This is a genomic window from Natronobacillus azotifigens (assembly GCF_026805325.1).
Lineage (GTDB): Bacteria > Bacillota > Bacilli > Bacillales > Amphibacillaceae > Natronobacillus > Natronobacillus azotifigens.
In genome coordinates, this window is record NZ_JAPRAT010000004.1 from 55,436 (window position 1) to 76,030 (window position 20,595).

Consider the following 20,595-nt stretch of genomic DNA (forward strand, 5'->3'; position numbering starts at 1 on the left):
GCTTTGCATATTTAGGAGCTGACTCACATGAAAGGTTTATTTCAAAAACCAAATTTCAGTAATCACATCGTAATCATCTATTGTCTATCTTTCTTACTGTTAGGTTTTACTTGGTATGTTCAGTGGATGCTTGGGATTGCTATGACAATCGTACTCGGTTTTTCTTTATATTATAGCATTCGTTCAGAAAGGCATTTGCTTAACGAACGAGAGGAATATATTACAACCCTTTCTCACCGTGTAAAAAAAGTAGGGGAAGAGGCATTATTAGAGATGCCAATCGGTATCGTGTTATATAGTGAAAATTATCAGATTGAATGGACAAATCCTTATTTGAATCAATTTGCTGAAGCAGAGACGTTTGTTGGTCAGTCATTAGATGAATTATCGGAAAAACTGGTAAAAGCCATAAATAAAGAAGAAGACAATGTCTCAATAAGTATTGGTTCTTGTAATTTTCAAGTAACAATCAAAAAAGAAGAGCGATTGCTCTATTTCTTTGATCGAACACAACAAACAGAAATTCAAAATCTCTATCATAATGAGCAAACGGTATTAGGGATTATTTTTCTTGATAACTATGAAGAAATCACACAGGCTATGGATGATACTGCAAAAAGCCAAGTGAATTCACAAGTTACCTCTATTTTAAATGACTGGTCAAATGAGAAGGGCATTTATTTAAAGCGAATTTCACAAGAACGATTTTTAGCCATTTTAAATCAGCAAATTTTGAATCAACTAGAAAAAGTGAAATTTGAAATATTAGATGAAGTAAGAGAACTTATATCAGATAATAAAAATGTGCCTTTAACGTTAAGTATCGGGATTGGTCTCGGTGGTGTTTCACTACCATCACTTGGTGAATTAGCGCAATCAAGTTTAGATCTAGCTTTAGGTCGAGGTGGCGACCAAGTTGTTATTAAAGATGATCAAGGAAAAGTAAGATTTTACGGTGGGAAAACTAATCCGATGGAGAAACGTACGAGGGTAAGAGCTCGTGTTATCTCACACGCCTTAAAAGAACTAGTTCAACAAAGCGAGCAAGTCATTGTCATGGGACATAAAGCGCCAGATATGGATGCGGTTGGTTCAGCCATTGGGATTTTAAAGGTTGCTCAAGCAAATGAAGTCGAAGCGTTTGTTGTTTTGGATGAGAACGACATGGATACAGGTGTTTACCGGTTAATGGAAGAGGTAAAAGAAACGGATTTATGGGATTATTTTATTTCCCCAGCAGAAGCACAAGAAATGGTGACAAAAAACACGTTACTTGTTGTCGTGGATACACATAAACCGTCCCTTGTTGCCGAAGAAAAACTACTGAATAAAACAGAGTACGTAGTTGTGATCGATCATCATCGACGAGCGGAAGAATTTATTGAACACCCGACGCTTGTTTATATGGAACCATATGCATCTTCTACCGCAGAGTTAGTGACTGAACTATTAGAATATCAACCAAACACATTAAAATTAAGTAGGTTAGAATCGACCGCTTTATTAGCAGGAATTATCGTTGATACGAAAAGCTTCACTCTAAGAACGGGGACGCGTACCTTTGACGCAGCATCCTATTTGCGATCAAAAGGAGCAGATACGATTCTTGTCCAACGTTTTCTCGAAGAAGACTTAGAAGTTTATATTAAACGAAGTCGATTAATTGAAAACACCATTATTTACAAAGATAATATTGCAATTTCACGTGGAATTCCAGGCCAGACATATCATGCAGTTGTGATCGCGCAAGCCGCGGATACTTTGCTAATGATGAGTGGAATTGAAGCATCTTTCGTTATCTCTGACAGATTGGACGGGAGGGTAGGTATTAGCGCTCGCTCTTTAGGAGATATCAACGTCCAGTTAATCATGGAAAAAATGAACGGTGGTGGGCACTTAACCAATGCTGCTACACAGCTAGATGGTGCTTCCATAAATGATGCTTATGAACAATTAATAGAGATAATCGATCATACTGTTGAAGGAGGAGAACAAGAATGAAAGTGATTTTTCAAAAAGACGTAAAAGGTAAAGGGAAAAAAGGAGAAGTTAAGAACGTTTCCGAGGGCTATGCTCGCAATTACCTACTAAAAAACAATTTAGCTATCGAAGCGACTCCCGGAAACTTGAAAGGCTTAGAAGCTCAAAAAAATAAAGAACAAAAACAAGAGCAAGAAATTGTTACAGAGGCAAAACAATTGAAAGAAAAGCTCGCGAATATGGAAGTGGAAGTAAAAACAAAAGCTGGTGAAGGTGGACGATTATTTGGATCGATTACCAGCAAACAAATTGCAGAAGAGTTAAAGAAAAAGCACCAAATCAAAATGGACAAACGTAAGATTGAATTGGATCAACCAATCCGATCACTAGGCTATACAAATGTCCCAGTAAAACTTCATCCTGAAGTAACGGGAACCATCAAAGTCCATGTAATCGAAGAATAAGAGAAACGAATGGGAGGGGTTATTCCCTCCCATTCCGTGATTTTTATGAGAGAGGAGCGGGGTTACATGAGTGAAGCATGGAGTGAACAACGCACACCACCACATAATATTGAAGCGGAACAGGCAGTTCTAGGCGCAATATTTTTAGAGCCAGATGCAATGTCATCCGCCTCGGAAATTCTATTGTCGACTGATTTTTACCGCGCTGGACATCAGCGTATTTTTAAAATAATGGAACAATTATCAGATCGTGGTGAACCTATTGATCTAGTAACGGTAACCACCGCTTTATCTAACGAAAAATTACTAGAGGAAATTGGTGGCGTGTCTTATTTAAGTGACTTAGCAAATGCCGTGCCAACCGCAGCAAATGTTAATTATTATGCGAAAATTGTGGAAGAGAAAGCATTACTAAGACGTTTAATTCGAACAGCAACAGATATCGTAACAGAAAGTTTCACAAAAGAAGACGAAGTGGAAGAAGTTTTAAGTGAAGCGGAGAAAAACATTTTAGAGGTTTCAAATCGAAAAAATGCTGGAGCATTTAAAAATATTAAAGACGTATTGATTGATGTTTATGATAATATAGAGAAATTACATCAAAGCAGTGCAGATGTAACAGGAATTCCAACAGGCTTTCGAGACTTGGATACTATCACATCAGGATTTCAGCGAAACGATTTAATTATCGTAGCAGCCCGTCCTTCTGTGGGAAAGACTGCATTTGCGCTAAATATTGCGCAAAACGTAGCGATTAAAACTGATGAAAATGTCGCGATATTTAGTTTGGAGATGGGTGCTGATCAGTTGGTGAATCGTATGCTATGTGCGGAAGGAAATATTGATGCACAAAGACTACGTACTGGTAGCCTAGAGGCAGACGATTGGGGAAAACTAACGATGGCAATGGGGAGTTTATCCAATGCCGGTATTTTTATTGATGATTCACCAGGAATTCGGGTCAATGAAATCCGCTCCAAGTGTCGTCGCCTCAAGCAAGAGCATGGCTTAGGTATGATTTTAATTGATTACTTACAATTGATTTCAGGAAGTGGAGCAAGTGCGAAAGAAAATCGTCAACAAGAGGTTTCAGAAATTTCTCGTTCCCTAAAAGGGTTAGCACGGGAGTTAAACATTCCTGTCATTGCGCTATCACAGCTATCTCGTGGGGTAGAACAGAGACAAGACAAGCGTCCGATGATGTCCGATTTACGGGAATCAGGAAGTATTGAGCAGGATGCCGATATTGTTGGCTTCTTGTATCGAGATGACTATTATGATAAAGAATCGGAAAAACAAAATATTATTGAAATCATTATTGCGAAACAACGTAACGGCCCGGTAGGAACAGTAGAACTTGCATTTGTAAAAGAATACAACAAGTTCGTAGATATCGATCATCGTTACCAAGAGGCAGATATTCCACCTGCATAATGAATAATACAGAAGAAGCGTCTCGAATGAGGCGCTTTTTTTGTTATATAGCTTAGAAAAAAGAATTTATAAGTCGCCGAGGCTAGAAAACGGAATAAAAGTCGAACAAATACAGCGTAAACGACTAGTAATGTTCGTTAGTTGATTGACATTCCTCCTATAGCTTGGTAAACTATTTGTGGCAATAAAGTAGAATGAGTGGAAAATAAATCATAGAAAAAATAATTGTAATATAGACTGGCGGAGGTGCCGAATATGTCATCAGTAGTAGTAGTAGGAACACAGTGGGGAGATGAAGGAAAAGGTAAAATTACCGACTTCCTCTCACAAAATGCAGAAGTAGTTGCACGTTATCAAGGTGGAAATAATGCGGGACATACGATTAAATTTGATGGGGTTACCTATAAGTTACACTTGATACCATCAGGGATATTTTTTTCGGATAAAATTAGTGTACTAGGAAATGGAATGGTTATTGACCCGAAAGCAATTGTTGAGGAATTAGCTTATTTACATGAGAAAAATGTAAGCACAGATAACTTGAAAATTAGCAATCGAGCACATGTGATTTTACCTTACCACTTGAAATTGGATTTACTACAAGAAGAAGAAAAAGGAATCAACAAAATTGGTACAACCAAAAAAGGTATTGGTCCTGCTTATATGGATAAAGCTGCACGTGTTGGTATTCGTATTGCTGACTTGTTAGATAAAGAAACATTTCGTGAAAAACTAGCGCAAAATTTAGCAGAGAAAAATCGTTTATTTAAGAAAGTATATGAAGTAAATGAAATTCAAGTAGACGACATATTAGAGGAATATTATGAATATGGACAACAGATTGCAAAATATGTTGTCGATACATCTGTTGTTCTAAATGATGCATTAGATCAAGGTCGTCGTGTGTTATTTGAAGGGGCTCAGGGGGTCATGCTTGATATCGATCAAGGAACCTATCCGTTTGTTACGTCATCGAACCCAATTGCTGGAGGAGTAACGATTGGTTCAGGTGTAGGTCCATCAAAAATTAACCACGTGGTTGGGGTATCAAAAGCATATACAACAAGAGTTGGTGATGGCCCATTCCCGACAGAACTACATGATGAGGTTGGCGATACCATTCGTGAAGTGGGAAATGAGTACGGCACAACAACAGGACGCCCTCGTCGCGTTGGTTGGTTCGATAGTGTCGTTGTCCGCCATGCCCGCCGTGTTAGTGGAATTACTGATCTTTCACTAAACTCTATTGATGTTTTGACAGGTATTAAAACGCTAAAAATATGTGTCGCTTATCGTTATAAAGGTGAGATCATGGAAGAATTTCCGGCAAGCCTAAAGGTATTGGCAGAATGTGAACCTGTTTATGAAGAATTACCAGGTTGGGATGAGGATATTACAGGTGTGAAGAATTTGAATGAGTTACCGGTAAATGCTCGTCACTATTTAGAACGTATTTCTCAATTAACACAAATACCATTATCGATCTTCTCTGTTGGACCAGATCGAAACCAAACCAATGAAGTAAGAAACGTTTATCGTTTGGTTTAATGTAGGTACGAATAGAAAGAGTACAACCTCCAATTATGTTTAGAGGTTGTACTCTTTCTTAATGTCTTATCATTTTTATAAATATCTTCAATGAAAATTCTTGATGCTTGATGATGAATCTATCGTGCTTGTCTTCCTAACCCTCTCGTTAGCACTACAATACTTGCCACCGTTTAGTACACGTTGCATTTTTTATCACCGATCTAAGTCTTGAGATAGACGAATCATATCCCTGCAATGAATCCCATTTTCAAAAATCTTTCCTGGATAATGCTTAACAAAAAAGTCGATATCGACACCAATAATTCGAAACCCACATTTTTGATAAAGAGACAGTTGTCCTATGCTTGAATTTCCAGTACCTATTTCAATTTTTTTGTAGCCTTTTGCCTTAGCGACCGTAATTGCATTCAATACCAACTGTTTCCCTATCCCTCTGCCCTGCTGTTTTTCTAGGACTGCCACATTCACTAGTTCAACTGTCTCTGGTCTTGTTGGAAGTAGTACATAAACTCCAACAATTTTCTGTTTACATTCGGCTACGAAACAATCACCCCTGTTGATATAATCTTCAACAATTTGTTGGGAAGGGTCAGCCAATAGCAACAATTCCATTGGAGGTTTTTCCTCTTTGTTAAGTTTTCTAATTTCCATTTCAATCCCCTTTAGCCCATTATCACTTACATAGAACTGCGTTATTATTAAATCTTCCACGTAGCTAACGTAAGTGTATCATAGGTTGGCGTAGTAAGGACATTACGTATACTCGTCATTGCTGTTGCTCTGCTAGTTTGAAGATCTCACACTTATTATCAACTTTCATCTAATTAATCCTATTAAAGAGCATTACTTTCTATCTAGTTTCCTTATCAACAAAAAGAGTGAAGAGTCTTTCTATTAGAGATTAAATTCTATTAATACGTTAACAAAAAATGAAATATGGCCGTAACATAGTTTGATAAAAATAGGAAAACAACCACGAAAAAGCCAGTATATTGGAAAACATCTGGTAGCAATTATACAGTTTCGTTACATTGATAGAAAAGGGGTTTAAAAACTATCATTCCCTATGGTAACCTACAATAGGTATTTAGAACGATTAATGAACGTAGCGTATCAGGGGGATTTATCTATTATGGTGAAAAAAAGTAGAAATCAAAATAAGCAGCCCAGCTCTTTATGGATTGTCGCAGTACTAATAATGATTATTGGTGTAACACTTACCTTGCAAGAAACTTATGCAGAGGAAGATAACGACAATCGGTTGGAGACAATTTATCATGTATATCTAAATCAACACCATGTTGGATCTGTTGATAGCAAAGAAGTAGTCGCTACCTTTATTGAACAATCCATCGAGGAGAAAGAAGAAGATGGAGAACATTCTTATGCATTAAAACAAGAGATACACTATATACCAGAACGTGTATTTCAACACAATACAAGTAACGATCTAGTTTTAGATCAACTAGAAGAAGAGATTATTATTCAAGTTGCAGCTACTGGTATACAAATCGGTGATGAAATAGTTGGTTATTTTGCTGAGCTTGAAGAAGCTGAACAAGTAATTCATGAATACAAAACACAATACGTTGATGAAGAAACACTAGCTATCCTTGATGGGGATCAAGAAGAAAAAAAACTATCAACCAATGGCTCTATTATATTAGACGTTACCTTGTCCGAAGAAGTTACATATGAAGAGGCAGTAATTTCAGAAAAAGATCTATTATCGATCGAAGAAGGTATTGAACTATTAAATAAAGGAACGTTAGAAGATCAAATTCATGAAGTTGTTGAGGGTAATACGTTATCATCAATAGCAGCAAACTATAATTTAACGGTAGAGACATTAATAGAATTAAATCCATCGTTATCAGAAGAGAGTCTACTACAACTTGGTCAAGAAATTAATGTAACTGATTATGCACCATTTGTGGATGTCATCGTGATACAAGAAGAACTTGTAGAACAGACCATCTCTTATCAAAAGGAAACGAAAGATACAGATGAGCTGTTTCGTGGAGAATCAAGCGTAACACAGTCAGGTCAAGATGGAAAAAAAGAAGTTCATTATGAATTAGAAATAGTGAATGGTAAAGTTACAAATAGAGAAGTGTTAAACGAAGAAATTGTAAAAGAAGCAGTGAATGAAATAACGTTACGAGGCACAAAAGTTATTCCATCAAGAGGGACAGGTGATTTTGCATGGCCAGCAGTTGGCGGTCGAGTTACAAGTCATTATGGACCAAGATGGGGAAGCCACCATGACGGAATCGATATTGCAGGTGTGTCTGATCGATCGATCATAGCCTCTGATAATGGAGTGGTTGAGTATGCAGGATGGCACAATGGTGGCTATGGAAATAAGGTAATAATTAACCATAACAATGGTTACAAAACCGTGTATGCTCATCTCGAGTCCATTGATGTTAGTGTAGGTCAAACAGTCCCTAAAGGAACTACAATCGGGATTATGGGAACAACAGGTAGATCTACTGGTATTCATTTGCACTTTGAAGTATACCGAAATGGTTCAACCATTGATCCAATGAGCGTATTACAATAATGTATCTTCATAAAGTGAAACTTCAATCAGCATGGATTTTAGGTATTTCTTCACTGATTGTTAGCCTTAAAGGATAACCTAGAGGCCCTTGAATCATCCGGGGTGCTAGCATCTGTTGCTCTGGTATAAAAGAAAACCCTTGTCATAAAATGGTGGCAAGGGTTTATCTGTATTCTTTGGAGCTAAGGTTAGCGTATTAGCATCCACATGCTAATACAAACTAGTCAGTGAAAAAACGGACGATTCCACAAAATTGAAGTTTTTCTTTCTGGAAAAGACTTTTTCAAGGAAATGAGATAGAATAGGAAATGAAGAAATTTTTTCTCAATGATAAGGAGGCTTAACCAATGAGTCAAAAAATATTAGTAGTTGATGATGAGAAGCCGATTGCAGATATATTAAAGTTTAATCTAGAAAAAGAAGGCTATGATGTAGTATGCGCCTATGATGGAGAACAAGCAATTGAACTAACAAAGCAAGAGAATCCAGATTTGTTGTTGCTTGATATTATGTTACCCGTTATGGATGGTAATGAAGTTTGTCGAGAAATTAGAAAGACACACAACATGCCAATTATTATGTTAACAGCAAAAGATTCAGAAATAGATAAAGTGTTGGGATTAGAATTAGGAGCAGATGACTATGTTACGAAGCCTTTTAGTAACAGAGAAGTCATTGCACGAGTGAAAGCGAATTTACGTAGACAGCAACAGCCAAGTGGTGACCAAGATAAAGTTACGAAAGACATCCAAATTAGTACCCTTGTTATTCATCCCGACGCCTACGCAGTAACAAAAGAAGGAAAGAAAGTCGAGTTAACCCATCGAGAGTTTGAATTACTGCACTACTTAGCCCGTCATATCGGACAAGTAATGACAAGAGAACACTTGTTAGAGACCGTTTGGGGTTATGATTATTATGGGGATGTTCGTACAGTTGATGTAACGGTTCGACGCTTACGGGAGAAAATTGAAGATACACCAAGCACCCCGCTTTGGATCATTACAAGAAGAGGTGTAGGTTATTATTTGCGAAATCCTGAACAGGAGTAATTGCTGATGAAGAAAGTTAGTTTTTTTCAGTCTATTCAACTAAAAATCATTATTATTATGATCTTGTTACTTTTATTAGCCATTCAAGTAATCGGTGCATATTTCGCACAACGATTGGAAAATGACTTGAAAGGAAGCTTCGAAGAAAATATCGAAGAGCGACTTAGTGTACTAAACTATAATTTACGAGAATCGTTTATGCAAGAGCGACCGGAAGATGGGGATATGCCTACCCTACAAGAGGATATTGAAAATATTGTTTCTTTATATGGACAGAGTGATATCTATTCCAACCTTCAGGTAGTTGATCGCCAGTTCCGAATCGTTGGTTCCAATACGCAAGAAGAAAATATCGGGAAATTAGTAACTGGTGATAGTAGTGTTCGAACAGCGATCATGTATGGTTCATCGATACGAATGATTATGCGTGATGGACATACGGGAGAGCGCATGTTAATTCGCACCATTCCAATCCATGATCCGGAAGAAGAACCAATCGGGGCGATTTATTTAGAAGCATCAATGGAAGAACTATATGCTCAGCTAGCGAGTATTAATAATATTTTTTTAAATGGGACCTTACTTGCAATCCTTGTCTCAGCAATGGTGGGAATTCTAGTAGCTCGGGCAATTACGAAACCAATTACAGAAATGCGGAAACAAGCACAAGTTATGTCACAGGGTGATTTTTCTCAAAAAGTAAATGTCTATGGAACGGATGAAATTGGACAATTAGCTATGACATTTAATGATATGAATGAAAAAATAAAGCTAGCCAACCATACCACAGAAGAAGAACGCAGAAAATTAAGTTCTGTCCTATCGAATATGTCAGATGGCGTGATCGCTACCAACGAATATGGTCAGATTACGTTGATGAATGATCCAGCAATTACTTTGATCGGTAAAAACTTTGAAGAAGCAAAAGGAAGATCTATTTTTGAAGTGCTCCAAATTGAAGAGCGTTCCGTGGACTTAATGGATATGCAAGATTCTGGTTCGATAACGATCGATTTTAGTGATGACGAACAGTTCTTCTTAATTAAGGCAAATTTCTCGATTGTTCAGGATGAAAACGAACAATTTTCTGGATTAATTACTGTAATTAGTGATGTTACGGAGCAAGAAAAAGTAGAGAAAGAGCGTCGTGAATTTGTTTCGAATGTTTCTCATGAATTACGCACGCCACTGACAACGATGAGAAGTTATTTAGAGGCGTTGACAGATGGGGCTTGGGAGAACAAAGAAATTGCACCACAATTTCTAGAAGTTACCCAGAGTGAGACAGAGCGAATGATTCGCTTAGTCAACGACTTATTGCAATTGTCTAAAATGGATCATAAAGAACAAGAGATGATAAAAGAACGTGTCAATGTGGTTCCGTTTTTCCACCATGTGTTGGATCGTTTTGAAATGAACAAGCAAGAATCCATAAAGATTGATCGCTATATTCCAAGAGACAGTATTTTTCTTTGGCTGGATAAAGATAAAATTATTCAAGTGATTGATAATATCATGTCAAATGCTATGAAATATTCACCAGAGCCAGGTACGATACGTTTTCGAATTATGAGAGAAAGAAATCGGATCAAAGTTAGTATATCTGATCAAGGACCTGGGATCGCTCGTGAAAAACTGGACAAGATCTTTGAACGATTTTATCGGGCAGACAATGCACGGTCTAGACAACTTGGTGGAACTGGATTAGGTTTAGCGATTGCGAAAGAGATTATTCGTGCACACCATGGTCAAATTTGGGCTGAAAGTATGGAAGGAAAAGGGACAACCGTTTTCTTCACTTTACCGCTAATCAGTCGGAAGCGGGGGGGATAATGATGAGTTTAGAAAATTTAAAGTCGATTTTATTATTTTTCTTAATCATCTCCAGTTTGTTATTAACCGTTGCAATCTGGAATTATCAACCGGATTTTAGAACGACACAAACAGAAGACGACCTAATTGATGCACAACTTAATGGGAACACATTGACAAAGAGAGAAGTGATTTCTCCTGGACAGATTGTGTTCCATACAGGAGATGTCCCTGTTGGTTTATCGGAAAAAGCAAACGAACAAGAGTTATTTCAACAAATGATGGAGTGGTCTCTCTATAATTTTGATTTTACCATGATACCGGAAGATGAAGAAATAATGGAAGGAAATCATTTGGAAGTTGTCTTTTCCACAAGTATACCAATGGAATTAGCTTATGACTTGTTTTCAGTGGATAGCGAGATAGAATTACCAGACACATCTTTTAATCGTATCTATATCCAGTTAGACAGTGATGGAAGCGATCAGGATTATCAATTATTATTCGTCGATTCTAGAGAAAACCAAGCAATCCAAGCAAATATGCAAAACTTTAGTCAAGAAATGCAACAAATTATGAGTTTATTAGCAGATAATCAATTTAACACCTTTCAATCGTTTGTTAATAGTAATGGGAACCGGATTTATTTACCTGAGGAAGTTGAAATGAATACATTGTTGTTTTCTTATTTACAATTACCGATTGAGCCTTTTCAAAATTTACTCTTTAACAAACCAACCAATGTTCGTAGTTCTTTTACAGTAAACGGGAACATCGTGTATACAGATGGAACAAGAATCTTGGAGCGAGAGCAATTAAGGGTAAGCTTCACGAATCCAATCAATGAAAACAGTGCAGACAACGTAATAACGGAATACCAACTTTTAGATCAAGTGCAAAATTATTTGAATACACACGGAGCCTTTACTTTTGAAGAACCGTTTAGTTATTTTCTGTCCAATGTTAGTACTGCTACTCATACAAATGCTGTCGAGTATACGTTATCTTATCGAGGATTTCCGATCTATGATAAAGAAGAGATCACCACGATATCCGTAAATTGGCACAACCAAGATGTCTATCAGTATAATCATCCGTTTGTTCAAATATTGGATCAACGAGGTGTAGATCAAGCTTCCTATCAGCTACCGTCAGCGGAACAGGTCATTGAAATTTTAGAAGGAGAAAATTATCATGGAAGTATGATTCATGATGTTACGTTGGGATATCAAGTAGAACAACACACGGGTGGACAAGGTCAAGTTTACCGGTTAACACCCACTTGGTATGTCAGAGGGGTTCGCGGTTGGCAACCCTTGCTAGTGCCAGACGAGCAAGTAGGGGGAGATTACGATGCAATGGGCACAAATTAAAACACTTTTTATTATTTGTTTCTTGATCTTAAATATATTCTTAGTCAGACAATTGATAGATCGACAGGAAGAGAATTTGTCCTTTATCCCTGAAGCAACCAGAGAAGATGAGTTGGCTCTAAATCTTAGTGGTTTAGATAACTTATCTGATCAAACGTATTCTGCACCTTTAATTTATGCAAAAAATTATCAATACAATGAAGAAACCTTAGAGGAAGTGGACGCACTTGATAATCAACGAGCAGCGGTGATCAATTCAACGCATCTATTCTCTCGTTTTGATCATCCGATTGATGTAAGCATGGACGACCCACAACGTCTGAGAGAAATCATCGATAACAATATTTTGTATGGTGAATCGTATATGTTTTGGGAAAGAGATGAACAAGCGAATGTACTAATCTTCTTTCAACGCATAGAAGAGCCGGTTTTTTATAATCAGCATGCAGTTCTTCTGATTCAATTGAATCGTGATGGAGAAATGGTTCAATATGTCCAAACGCGACTTCAGCAAGAGGAGGATTCAGAAGAAGAACAAGACCTCATCCTACAGTATGATGCGGTATCTAGGTTGTATTATAATTCTAATGAACTGAATACCGGTGATACTATCGATTCGATTCGATTAGGTTATCATAACTTAATTTCACTGCCAAATGGCGAGCAAGTCCTCAATCCAGCATGGAATATTCAAGTCAATGAGGATAGAAACTATTTCATTAACGCCATTGAAGGTCATGGTTATCCAAGAAATCGAGATTTTCTTCAAACGACGGTCGCTAGTTTTACGGATGTGATCGATAATGCAAGTGAAAATAATTTTCAATTTATTCATACGGAAGATGCGGAAGAAGAAGCACGGCTTTTAAATACGATTAAGCAAAGCTTGATCTCCGTTTATCATACAATTATAGAGGTGGAATCTGAATGACATTAAGATTTTCGGTACTTGCATCTGGAAGTTCAGGCAATGCCTTTTATATTGCAACAGAAAAAGAAAAAATATTAGTTGACGCTGGATTAAGTGGGAAGCAACTCGATCGGTTATTTCAAGAAGCGAACCTTGATCCAACAGTGATTACCAAAATATTAGTTACTCATGAGCATAGTGACCATGTAAAAGGATTGGGGATTATTGCACGTAAATATAATTTACCAATCTATGCAAATGAAAAAACGTGGAAAGCAATGGAAGGCTCCATTGGGAAGCTAACAGTAGATCAAAAATTCGAGTTCGGCTGTGAAAAAGTGAAAACATTTGGTGACATGGATATCGAATCCTTTGGTGTTTCTCATGATGCTGCCGAACCGATGTTTTATACGTTTCATCATGAAGGGAAAAAAGTAGCATTAGTTACCGATTTGGGTTATGTTTCGGAACGAATCAAAAAAACAGTAGAGCAAGCAGATGCGCTCATTTTTGAAGCCAATCATGATGTCTCGATGTTACAAATGGGACGCTATCCTTGGAATGTGAAACGACGCATTTTAGGAGATTATGGTCATGTTTCTAATGATGACTGTGCTTTGGCATTAGAAGATATTATTGGACATAATACGAAAAGAATTTATTTGGCTCATTTGAGTCAAGATAATAACATGAAAGAACTCGCTCGTATGTCTGTTGAGAATCATTTACGTACGGCAGGTTTTCCTATTGATCAAGGTTTAGAAATTCTTGATACGGACCCAAATTCTCCAACAAGTTTATATCAAGTCGTTTAAAAACACCCGATTATAGGTAAACTATCGATAGAAATCAAGGGAGATGATCGAATGGTTTATTATGACGATGGGACAAAAAAACGGCGGAAATCAAACAAGCGTAACAATTGGCTACTTACATTCGTCGTTGGGTTCGTGTTAGGTGCCTTCTTGTTTGCCATCCTTTTACCGAATTTAATTCAGCATGAACTTTTGCCTTATCAAATCATTATGCCGAACAATCAATCGCGGGCCATCAATCAACAAGAACAAGGGGGAAATGAGTTCCCTACACCACTCGCTTCAGGAATGAGTGTAGATATCTCCACACAGGTTACTACGATTGTAGAACAAGTGATGCCAACGGTTGTTGGTGTAGAGAATATACAGGCTTACTCATCAGGATTTTGGGAACAAGGCTCATTTGGTGCAGGAACTGGTTCTGGGGTTATTTACAAGATTGAGAACAATCGAGCTTTTGTTGTTACCAATCATCACGTGATTGAAGGAGCCGACGAGGTTGAAGTAATATTGTTTGATGGAACAAGAATTTTAGCCGAAATAAAAGGCTCTGATTTATTCACCGATTTAGCAGTACTAGAGATGGATGCCGAATTAGTAGGAGGAGCAATCGAATTGGGCAACTCAGACATTGCAAAAGTGGGCGAGCCTGTTATTGCGATCGGAAATCCGCTAGGACTAGATTTGTCTGGCTCGGTGACGCAAGGGATCATTAGTGGGATGCAACGCTCGATCCCACAAGATTTTAGCGGGGATGGGCGAGCCGATTGGCAATCAGAGGTTATTCAAACCGATGCAGCGATTAACCCTGGAAATAGCGGTGGTGCGCTGATCAATATGTATGGACAATTAATTGGGATCAATTCGATGAAAATCGCGCAATCAGCAGTAGAGGGAATTGGTTTTGCCATCCCGATTGCATCCGCGATTCCGGTTATTGATGAACTTGAACGTGAGGGACAAATGACACGTGCTTTTCTTGGAGTAGAAGCGTATTCTTTGTTGGATATTCCGCAAACCGAGTGGAGACGGAGTTTAAACTTACCAAGTTCAGTTACCGGAGGAATCTATCTACAAAGTATTGAACCGAGATCACCCGCAGAAGAAGCAGGTTTACAAGCGTATGACGTGATTGTGGAATTGGATGGGGAAGAAGTAGAAACAATTGTTGATTTACGAAAACATCTTTATGAAGATAAACAACCAGGAGATCGAATGAAGATTGTTTTCTACCGAAATGGAAGTTTACAAGAAGCAGAGGTACAGTTGAGTACACAATAAAAGGAATAATAAAGTCGTTTCTCTGATTTATGGAGGAGCGACTTTTTTGTTGCAATAGGGAGAAAACGAATGAGAGTAGCAAAGTGCTGTGTACAGCAAAAAAATAAATGCAACTGGTTCACCCTAGTTATCCACGAAAAAAACGCTTTTTTTCAATAAAAGAGGAAAATTGAGCATTTATAGCCGAAAAAAATGTGTATAAACGATAAAGTTATTCACAACCTGTGCATAAGTATGTGTGTAACTTTCTAGATATAGTAGAGAACGTATATTCTGACACAAAATAGCAAATGCAGTGAAAAAAATTCACGTGTTTTTTGTGGAAAAGCTGTGTTTAAGTTGTTGAAAAGCACTGAATAGAAAAAATATAGCTATATTGTGCATAACGTTGTGGATAACATGTAAATCAACCGAGAAATCAACACTTGTGGATGGGATAAAAAAAGAACAAGGAAAAGTCCTTGTTCTTAATCTTTCACCCTAAAATATCATCAATCGCTTTTAATTCCTCTTGACTGAACGCGAGGTTGTCCAGTGTAGCTACATTTTCTTCAATCTGACTAACTCGACTAGCTCCAATAAGTGCAGAGGTGATGGTTTCTTCACGTAACACCCATGCTAATGCCATTTGAGCAAGTGATTGGTTGCGTTCTTTCGCAAGCTCATGGAGGCGCATTACTTTATTTAGCACTTCCTCCGAGATATCTTTTTCATTTAAGAAAGGAATATGATCCTTGGCTGCACGAGAATCATCGGGAATTCCTTTTAAATATTTGTTAGTTAATAATCCTTGAGCCAAAGGTACAAATGCAATACAACCAGCACCTGCTTGATCCAATACATCGGTTAAACCATCTTCGACCCAGCGATTAAACATCGAATAAGCTGCTTGGTGAATAATAAACGGTGTCTTATTTTCTTGAAGTATCTCGATCGCTTTCGCTGTATCTTCTGCATTATAGTTAGAGATACCAACATATAATGCTTTTCCTTGACGCACGATTAGATCCAAAGCTTCCATCGTTTCTTCAAGTGGTGTTTCTGGATCTGGACGATGATGATAGAAGATATCGACATAGTCTAATTGCATCCGTTGCAAGCTTTGATCCAAACTAGAAACGAGATATTTTTTTGAACCCCAATCTCCGTAAGGACCATCCCACATCGTGAAGCCAGCTTTTGTTGAAATAACGAGTTCATCACGATAGTTAGCAAAATCCTTTTTTAGGATCGCTCCGAAATTCTCTTCAGCAGAACCTGCAGGTGGTCCGTAGTTATTAGCTAAGTCAAAGTGAGTAATGCCTAAATCAAATGCGCGTTGTAACATGGCACGTTGATTTTCGATCGGATCTGTTCCGCCAAAATTGTTCCATAAACCAAGGGAGATGGCAGGAAGCTTTAACCCGGATTTTCCAACTCGGTTATATTGCATGTTTTGATAACGTTCTTTTGCTGGTAGATAATTCATTGGCTGATTCTCCTCGTTTGTTCTCGGATTTTTTAAATTCTTAGATGACCGTTAGGCATAAGGTGATTAATAGCCTACTTGGACGGCTGCATTAACAATGTACATCAAATCATTTTTATCAGCTTGTTCTTCTAAAATAATGCCACTTGTGGTTGCCAATCCACCGTCAACTACTTCCACAGTTACCTCACCATAAGGAATTTCTGCTTTGACTTTTTCTACATCAACAATTTCTTTGTCCGCAGGCACAGCCAAAACAATGTTTACTTTCATCTGATGTAAGGACTGTTCAGGCAAATAATCTTTAATCCCTGGCATCGAGTTATAATGGATCGCATTTTCTACTGCGCGAATCGATGCTTTTGTTACGTCTTGGCCATGTGTATCAATTCCCACACCTGTTTCGATAAAGATAATTTTTTTCATATAAACCCTCCTATTTGATTTCTTATTTCCTGGGAAATAACAAAAAATATTACGATATCAATTGTTCTTAATGGAAAACGTTTTCTATTGCTTTCATTTTAGCATAACGAGTCCTATTGATAAAAACGTAACAAGAAACATTCTTATCGGGTTGTTAAATAATATGTAAATACTCAATAGAGAAACCTGTTTCAAGGATCGAAGTATTTCTCTTATCGGTTTATGAATCTTAAAGAGCAATCAATCAAAACCATTATAATTAGTTAAACAGTGAGCCATACGCAGATCGCTGTTGTTATAGGACTAATGGGAATTTTATATATATCAAAACGAATGTTTTTTTCTTCAAATAATTGATAAATGACCTTATAGTCTTCGATTAGATAAAATTGTTGGATAGTAGGCTTTGGGAAGATCGATGATTTATTTTTCATTATGATACGAACTCGAGTCCTTGTATGTTCATTGATCAATTTCGCGTGATCAATCTTATCCCATTTCAACCGTTTGACAACAGATCCCTTTAACAATACATGAAAGCCTTCATGGCTGATCCCTTCTGAGGTATTGCTTGTTATGAGCATAGTGGACGCTAAAAGGGCAATAAAGTAACCACCGAAGTCCGGTTTAAACAAATAAGCAAGCGTAAAAAAAACAAAGCGACCAAGTGCAATGATTATCCATGTTGTCGTTTGTAATTGGACTTTCACTATATGTTTTCTAGCTGTAAAAATGTTGATAAAAATCACGATAGTAAACAAGGTACTAAGAAAGATCGTTCCCCACAATATAAACCACTCCTGTTCCATTCATAGCCCTATGTTCTCATAGACTTCTCTATTGAACAAGAGAAAAGACATGCTCAACGTCGTGAACATGTCTTCCTCCCCCCTTTATGGGATATGCGGAAAATTTGTTAATGACTTCTTATTCTTACCAAACTGTTACGTCTCTGACGATCTGAACTCGTCGTACTTGAAGCTCGGTATGCCATCTCTTATATTCTCAATAGAGAGAGGCTTCACTTGCACTTTCCGGAAAAACATTCTACTAGCTGTCTTGCAAAACGGTTTACTAACGCTTACAAAATCATTAGCCACGTTCCTGACGAGTGATATGTCGTCAGCGAATCAAATTTTCCGCCAAGGCTGTGCAGTTCACATGTGATGTGAAACCTTAATCAAATATTCAAACCGATGATCAAGTTACGCGAACAAAGGCTTTACGAAAAAAATATAAGCCAAGTTCTCCTAATCACATGTATTTAGCCTTGTAGTTATCTATACCCGAATGGAAGCGCTCTAAACACATTTGTGATTGATTTCTACAGTTTTTTTTATGCTATACTATGGATGTTGTTTTTGAAAAAGTGTTTAAAGAATACAGAATCAATTAGTATTCATTATAGATGGATTTATGCTGTTACGTCGTGGGTGTTTTGTAATGAGTATCATCAATCAGAGGACGAACTACAAAGGAAGCATTGTCCGATTTGAATATCCGGTTTAACGAATTGATGATACGATTAGTGGATGGCGAAAAGGCCGGTGTTATGAGTAGAGAGCGAATTACGATGGATTAAGAGAGTTCATGTTTTGATTTGTATGGTTTTCATCAAGGAATCCATATGCCTAAACAAGAGCAGATCACGCGCGAAGGTAACGTCATATACTATCAGTTAAGAATTAGGAGGTGTTCTATGTTTATTATTTATCTACTTATTGGACTGTTAACCACTATGATTGGCTCCATGGCAGGGATCAGTGGTGGGATTATCATGAAACCAGTTCTAGATATGTTCGGCCATTTTGACTTAGCAACAATCGGCGTGCTATCGGGTGGTACTGTGTTGGCTATGTCGAGTGTCTCGATCTTTACAGCTTATAAACAAGGAATATCGATTGAATTCAAACAAGGCCTGTTGATTTCGATCGGCTCCATCACAGGCGGTACGATAGGCAAAGAAGTCTTTAATCAACTCCTCGTTCATGAACAAGTTGCTAAACAAGTCGGTTGGATTCAATCCATGATCCTTGTGTGTATTCTTGTCGTCATTTTTTTATTTATGCGCTATAAAGATTTCATCACAACCCTTAAATTACAAAATCCATTAGTCGTGATAGTCGTCGGAATGATTTTAGGTTTTTCAGCAGCTTTTCTAGGAATTGGTGGCGGACCTTTAAATGTGGCGGTACTTGTTTTATTATTCTCCATGGACGTTAAAAAAGCAGCCGTAAACTCGATCTTTATCATCTTTTTTGCTCAACTATCTGGAATTTTCATTGTTTTGTTTACAACCGATTTAAGCAGTTATGATTTATCGATGCTTCCATTTATGCTAGTTGGAGGAGTTAGTGGAGGTTTGATCGGATCTAGAATACGTCCATTTTTATCTGTTAAACAGGTCAGTATTTTATTTAACGTACTAATTATTAGCATTATCGTAATCAATATTTATAATATCATTCAGTATTTATAAGATCATTGGTGAATGGGGGTTTTCTTCTTTTTTATCTTTGCTCAAATAATAATATGTTTGTTAAATGAATGTATTGTCATGGTGTTTGAAAAAAAGAAATCGAGCTGGTACAAGTGGTGCAGAGTATGATGTGATCAACCTTACCAAATAACAGTTATGGGGAGGATCTTATTGCGGACAAAAGATGGAGTTTGACACGATGGAAGATAGTGAAGCTTAGCTAGGGATTGGAGGAATTTAACCGATGAATATCACAATAGTTACGGTTGGGAAGTTAAAGGAAAAGTATTTAAAACAAGGCATTGCCGAATATGTGAAACGATTGGGCGCTTATGCTACGATAAAAGAAGTGGAAGTCCCTGATGAAAAAGCACCGGAGAACTTAAGTGAAGCGCAGATGGAAGAAATAAAGAATAAAGAAGGCGAGCGAATTCTTGCGAAGTTACAACCCGATACCCATGTGATTACGCTAGAAATACAAGGGAAGCAAGTGACTTCAGAACAATTGGCTAAAGAGCTTGATCAACTGGCTACACACGGAAAAAGCAAAATCGCCTTCGTGATTGGTGGGTCATTAGGATTAAGTGAAGCTGTGATGAAGCGGAGTAATTATGCTTTGTCCTTTTCAAAAATGACCCTACCACATCAGTTGATGCGTTTGGTATTGGTCGAACAGATTTATCGAAGTTTTAGGATTAATCGGGGGGAACCGTACCATAAATAGTGGTAAAGCAAGGAGTGGAAGTTGAATTAAGTAAAACTCATATTTGAAAAATAAATTAATAAATTTATACCCCTTGGACTATATGAAAAGTTTAAGGGTTTTTAATTTGGGCTAGAAAAACAAGTGAGAAGGGAATAAATGTTCTGCTTTTGATTAACTCTTTCATGTTTAAATGGTATAATAGTACATATTATAATTTCGAAAAAAGAAGGTAGAGCAATGTTAAATAATATTAAAACTGTGATCTATCAACCAGAGGG

The 20,595-nt window shown here is 37.4% G+C and carries 16 protein-coding genes and 1 pseudogene; 13 read left to right on the forward strand and 4 right to left on the reverse strand.

Annotation, left to right across the window (positions count from 1 at the left end):
- Window positions 1–27 precede the first annotated feature (27 nt).
- The 4 genes from OWO01_RS03305 to OWO01_RS03320 all read left to right on the forward strand — a co-directional run bounded on the left by OWO01_RS03305 (window position 28) and on the right by OWO01_RS03320 (window position 5,426).
- Window positions 28–2,001, forward strand: coding sequence for a DHH family phosphoesterase (locus OWO01_RS03305; protein ID WP_268779004.1), 1,974 nt, complete (start codon window positions 28–30; stop codon window positions 1,999–2,001).
- The gene (gene rplI / locus OWO01_RS03310) at window positions 1,998–2,444 is read left to right on the forward strand and encodes a 50S ribosomal protein L9 (protein ID WP_268779005.1); all 447 of its coding nucleotides are present in this window, start codon (window positions 1,998–2,000) and stop codon (window positions 2,442–2,444) included. Before OWO01_RS03305 ends, rplI begins: the two co-directional genes overlap by 4 nt.
- A gap of 66 nt (window positions 2,445–2,510) precedes the next feature.
- Window positions 2,511–3,878: a replicative DNA helicase gene (gene dnaB / locus OWO01_RS03315; RefSeq protein ID WP_268779006.1), complete on the forward strand. Its 1,368-nt coding sequence runs from the start codon at window positions 2,511–2,513 to the stop codon at window positions 3,876–3,878.
- A 255-nt stretch (window positions 3,879–4,133) separates the two neighbouring features.
- Window positions 4,134–5,426: an adenylosuccinate synthase gene (locus OWO01_RS03320; RefSeq protein WP_268779007.1), complete on the forward strand. Its 1,293-nt coding sequence runs from the start codon at window positions 4,134–4,136 to the stop codon at window positions 5,424–5,426.
- A 195-nt stretch (window positions 5,427–5,621) separates the two neighbouring features.
- Here the strand turns inward: OWO01_RS03320 and OWO01_RS03325 are convergent, their stop codons facing one another.
- A complete protein-coding gene (locus tag OWO01_RS03325; RefSeq protein ID WP_268779008.1) occupies window positions 5,622–6,080 on the reverse strand; it encodes a GNAT family N-acetyltransferase in 459 nt (152 codons plus the stop codon).
- A 481-nt stretch (window positions 6,081–6,561) separates the two neighbouring features.
- On the opposite strand from OWO01_RS03325, the gene OWO01_RS03330 reads away from it, so the two are divergent.
- The 7 genes and pseudogenes from OWO01_RS03330 to OWO01_RS03360 all read left to right on the forward strand — a co-directional run bounded on the left by OWO01_RS03330 (window position 6,562) and on the right by OWO01_RS03360 (window position 15,238).
- Complete coding sequence (locus OWO01_RS03330) at window positions 6,562–7,995, forward strand: peptidoglycan DD-metalloendopeptidase family protein (protein ID WP_268779009.1); 1,434 nt, start codon at window positions 6,562–6,564, stop codon at window positions 7,993–7,995.
- A 347-nt stretch (window positions 7,996–8,342) separates the two neighbouring features.
- On the forward strand, window positions 8,343–9,047 hold the full coding sequence (gene yycF, locus OWO01_RS03335; RefSeq protein WP_268779010.1) for a response regulator YycF: 705 nt from the start codon (window positions 8,343–8,345) through the stop codon (window positions 9,045–9,047).
- A gap of 57 nt (window positions 9,048–9,104) precedes the next feature.
- Window positions 9,105–10,818 (forward strand): annotated as a pseudogene (gene walK / locus OWO01_RS03340) (cell wall metabolism sensor histidine kinase WalK); the annotation flags it as partial.
- Window positions 10,819–10,882: 64 nt separating this feature from the next.
- On the forward strand, window positions 10,883–12,232 hold the full coding sequence (locus tag OWO01_RS03345) for a YycH family regulatory protein (protein WP_268779012.1): 1,350 nt from the start codon (window positions 10,883–10,885) through the stop codon (window positions 12,230–12,232).
- A complete protein-coding gene (locus OWO01_RS03350) occupies window positions 12,213–13,163 on the forward strand; it encodes a two-component system regulatory protein YycI (RefSeq protein WP_268779013.1) in 951 nt (316 codons plus the stop codon). Before OWO01_RS03345 ends, OWO01_RS03350 begins: the two co-directional genes overlap by 20 nt.
- Window positions 13,160–13,957, forward strand: a complete 798-nt coding sequence (locus OWO01_RS03355) for an MBL fold metallo-hydrolase (RefSeq protein WP_268779014.1) — start codon at window positions 13,160–13,162, stop codon at window positions 13,955–13,957. The genes OWO01_RS03350 and OWO01_RS03355 overlap by 4 nt, the downstream gene beginning before the upstream one ends.
- Window positions 13,958–14,008: 51 nt before the next feature.
- A complete protein-coding gene (locus OWO01_RS03360) occupies window positions 14,009–15,238 on the forward strand; it encodes a S1C family serine protease (RefSeq protein ID WP_268779015.1) in 1,230 nt (409 codons plus the stop codon).
- Between the two features lie 475 nt (window positions 15,239–15,713).
- Here the strand turns inward: OWO01_RS03360 and mgrA are convergent, their stop codons facing one another.
- From mgrA to OWO01_RS03375, 3 genes are all read right to left on the reverse strand, one after another.
- Window positions 15,714–16,706: an L-glyceraldehyde 3-phosphate reductase gene (gene mgrA / locus OWO01_RS03365; RefSeq protein ID WP_268779016.1), complete on the reverse strand. Its 993-nt coding sequence runs from the start codon at window positions 16,704–16,706 to the stop codon at window positions 15,714–15,716.
- A 66-nt stretch (window positions 16,707–16,772) separates the two neighbouring features.
- Window positions 16,773–17,132: a Lin0512 family protein gene (locus OWO01_RS03370; RefSeq protein ID WP_268779017.1), complete on the reverse strand. Its 360-nt coding sequence runs from the start codon at window positions 17,130–17,132 to the stop codon at window positions 16,773–16,775.
- 263 nt (window positions 17,133–17,395) lie between these two features.
- Complete coding sequence (locus OWO01_RS03375; RefSeq protein ID WP_268779018.1) at window positions 17,396–17,920, reverse strand: hypothetical protein; 525 nt, start codon at window positions 17,918–17,920, stop codon at window positions 17,396–17,398.
- 911 nt (window positions 17,921–18,831) lie between these two features.
- On the opposite strand from OWO01_RS03375, the gene OWO01_RS03380 reads away from it, so the two are divergent.
- Together OWO01_RS03380 and rlmH are read left to right on the forward strand one after the other, a co-directional pair.
- Window positions 18,832–19,611 carry a sulfite exporter TauE/SafE family protein gene (locus OWO01_RS03380; protein WP_268779019.1) on the forward strand — a complete coding sequence of 260 codons (780 nt, stop codon included), beginning with the start codon at window positions 18,832–18,834 and terminating at the stop codon, window positions 19,609–19,611.
- A 244-nt stretch (window positions 19,612–19,855) separates the two neighbouring features.
- Window positions 19,856–20,335, forward strand: coding sequence for a 23S rRNA (pseudouridine(1915)-N(3))-methyltransferase RlmH (gene rlmH / locus OWO01_RS03385; RefSeq protein WP_268779020.1), 480 nt, complete (start codon window positions 19,856–19,858; stop codon window positions 20,333–20,335).
- Window positions 20,336–20,595 lie beyond the last annotated feature (260 nt).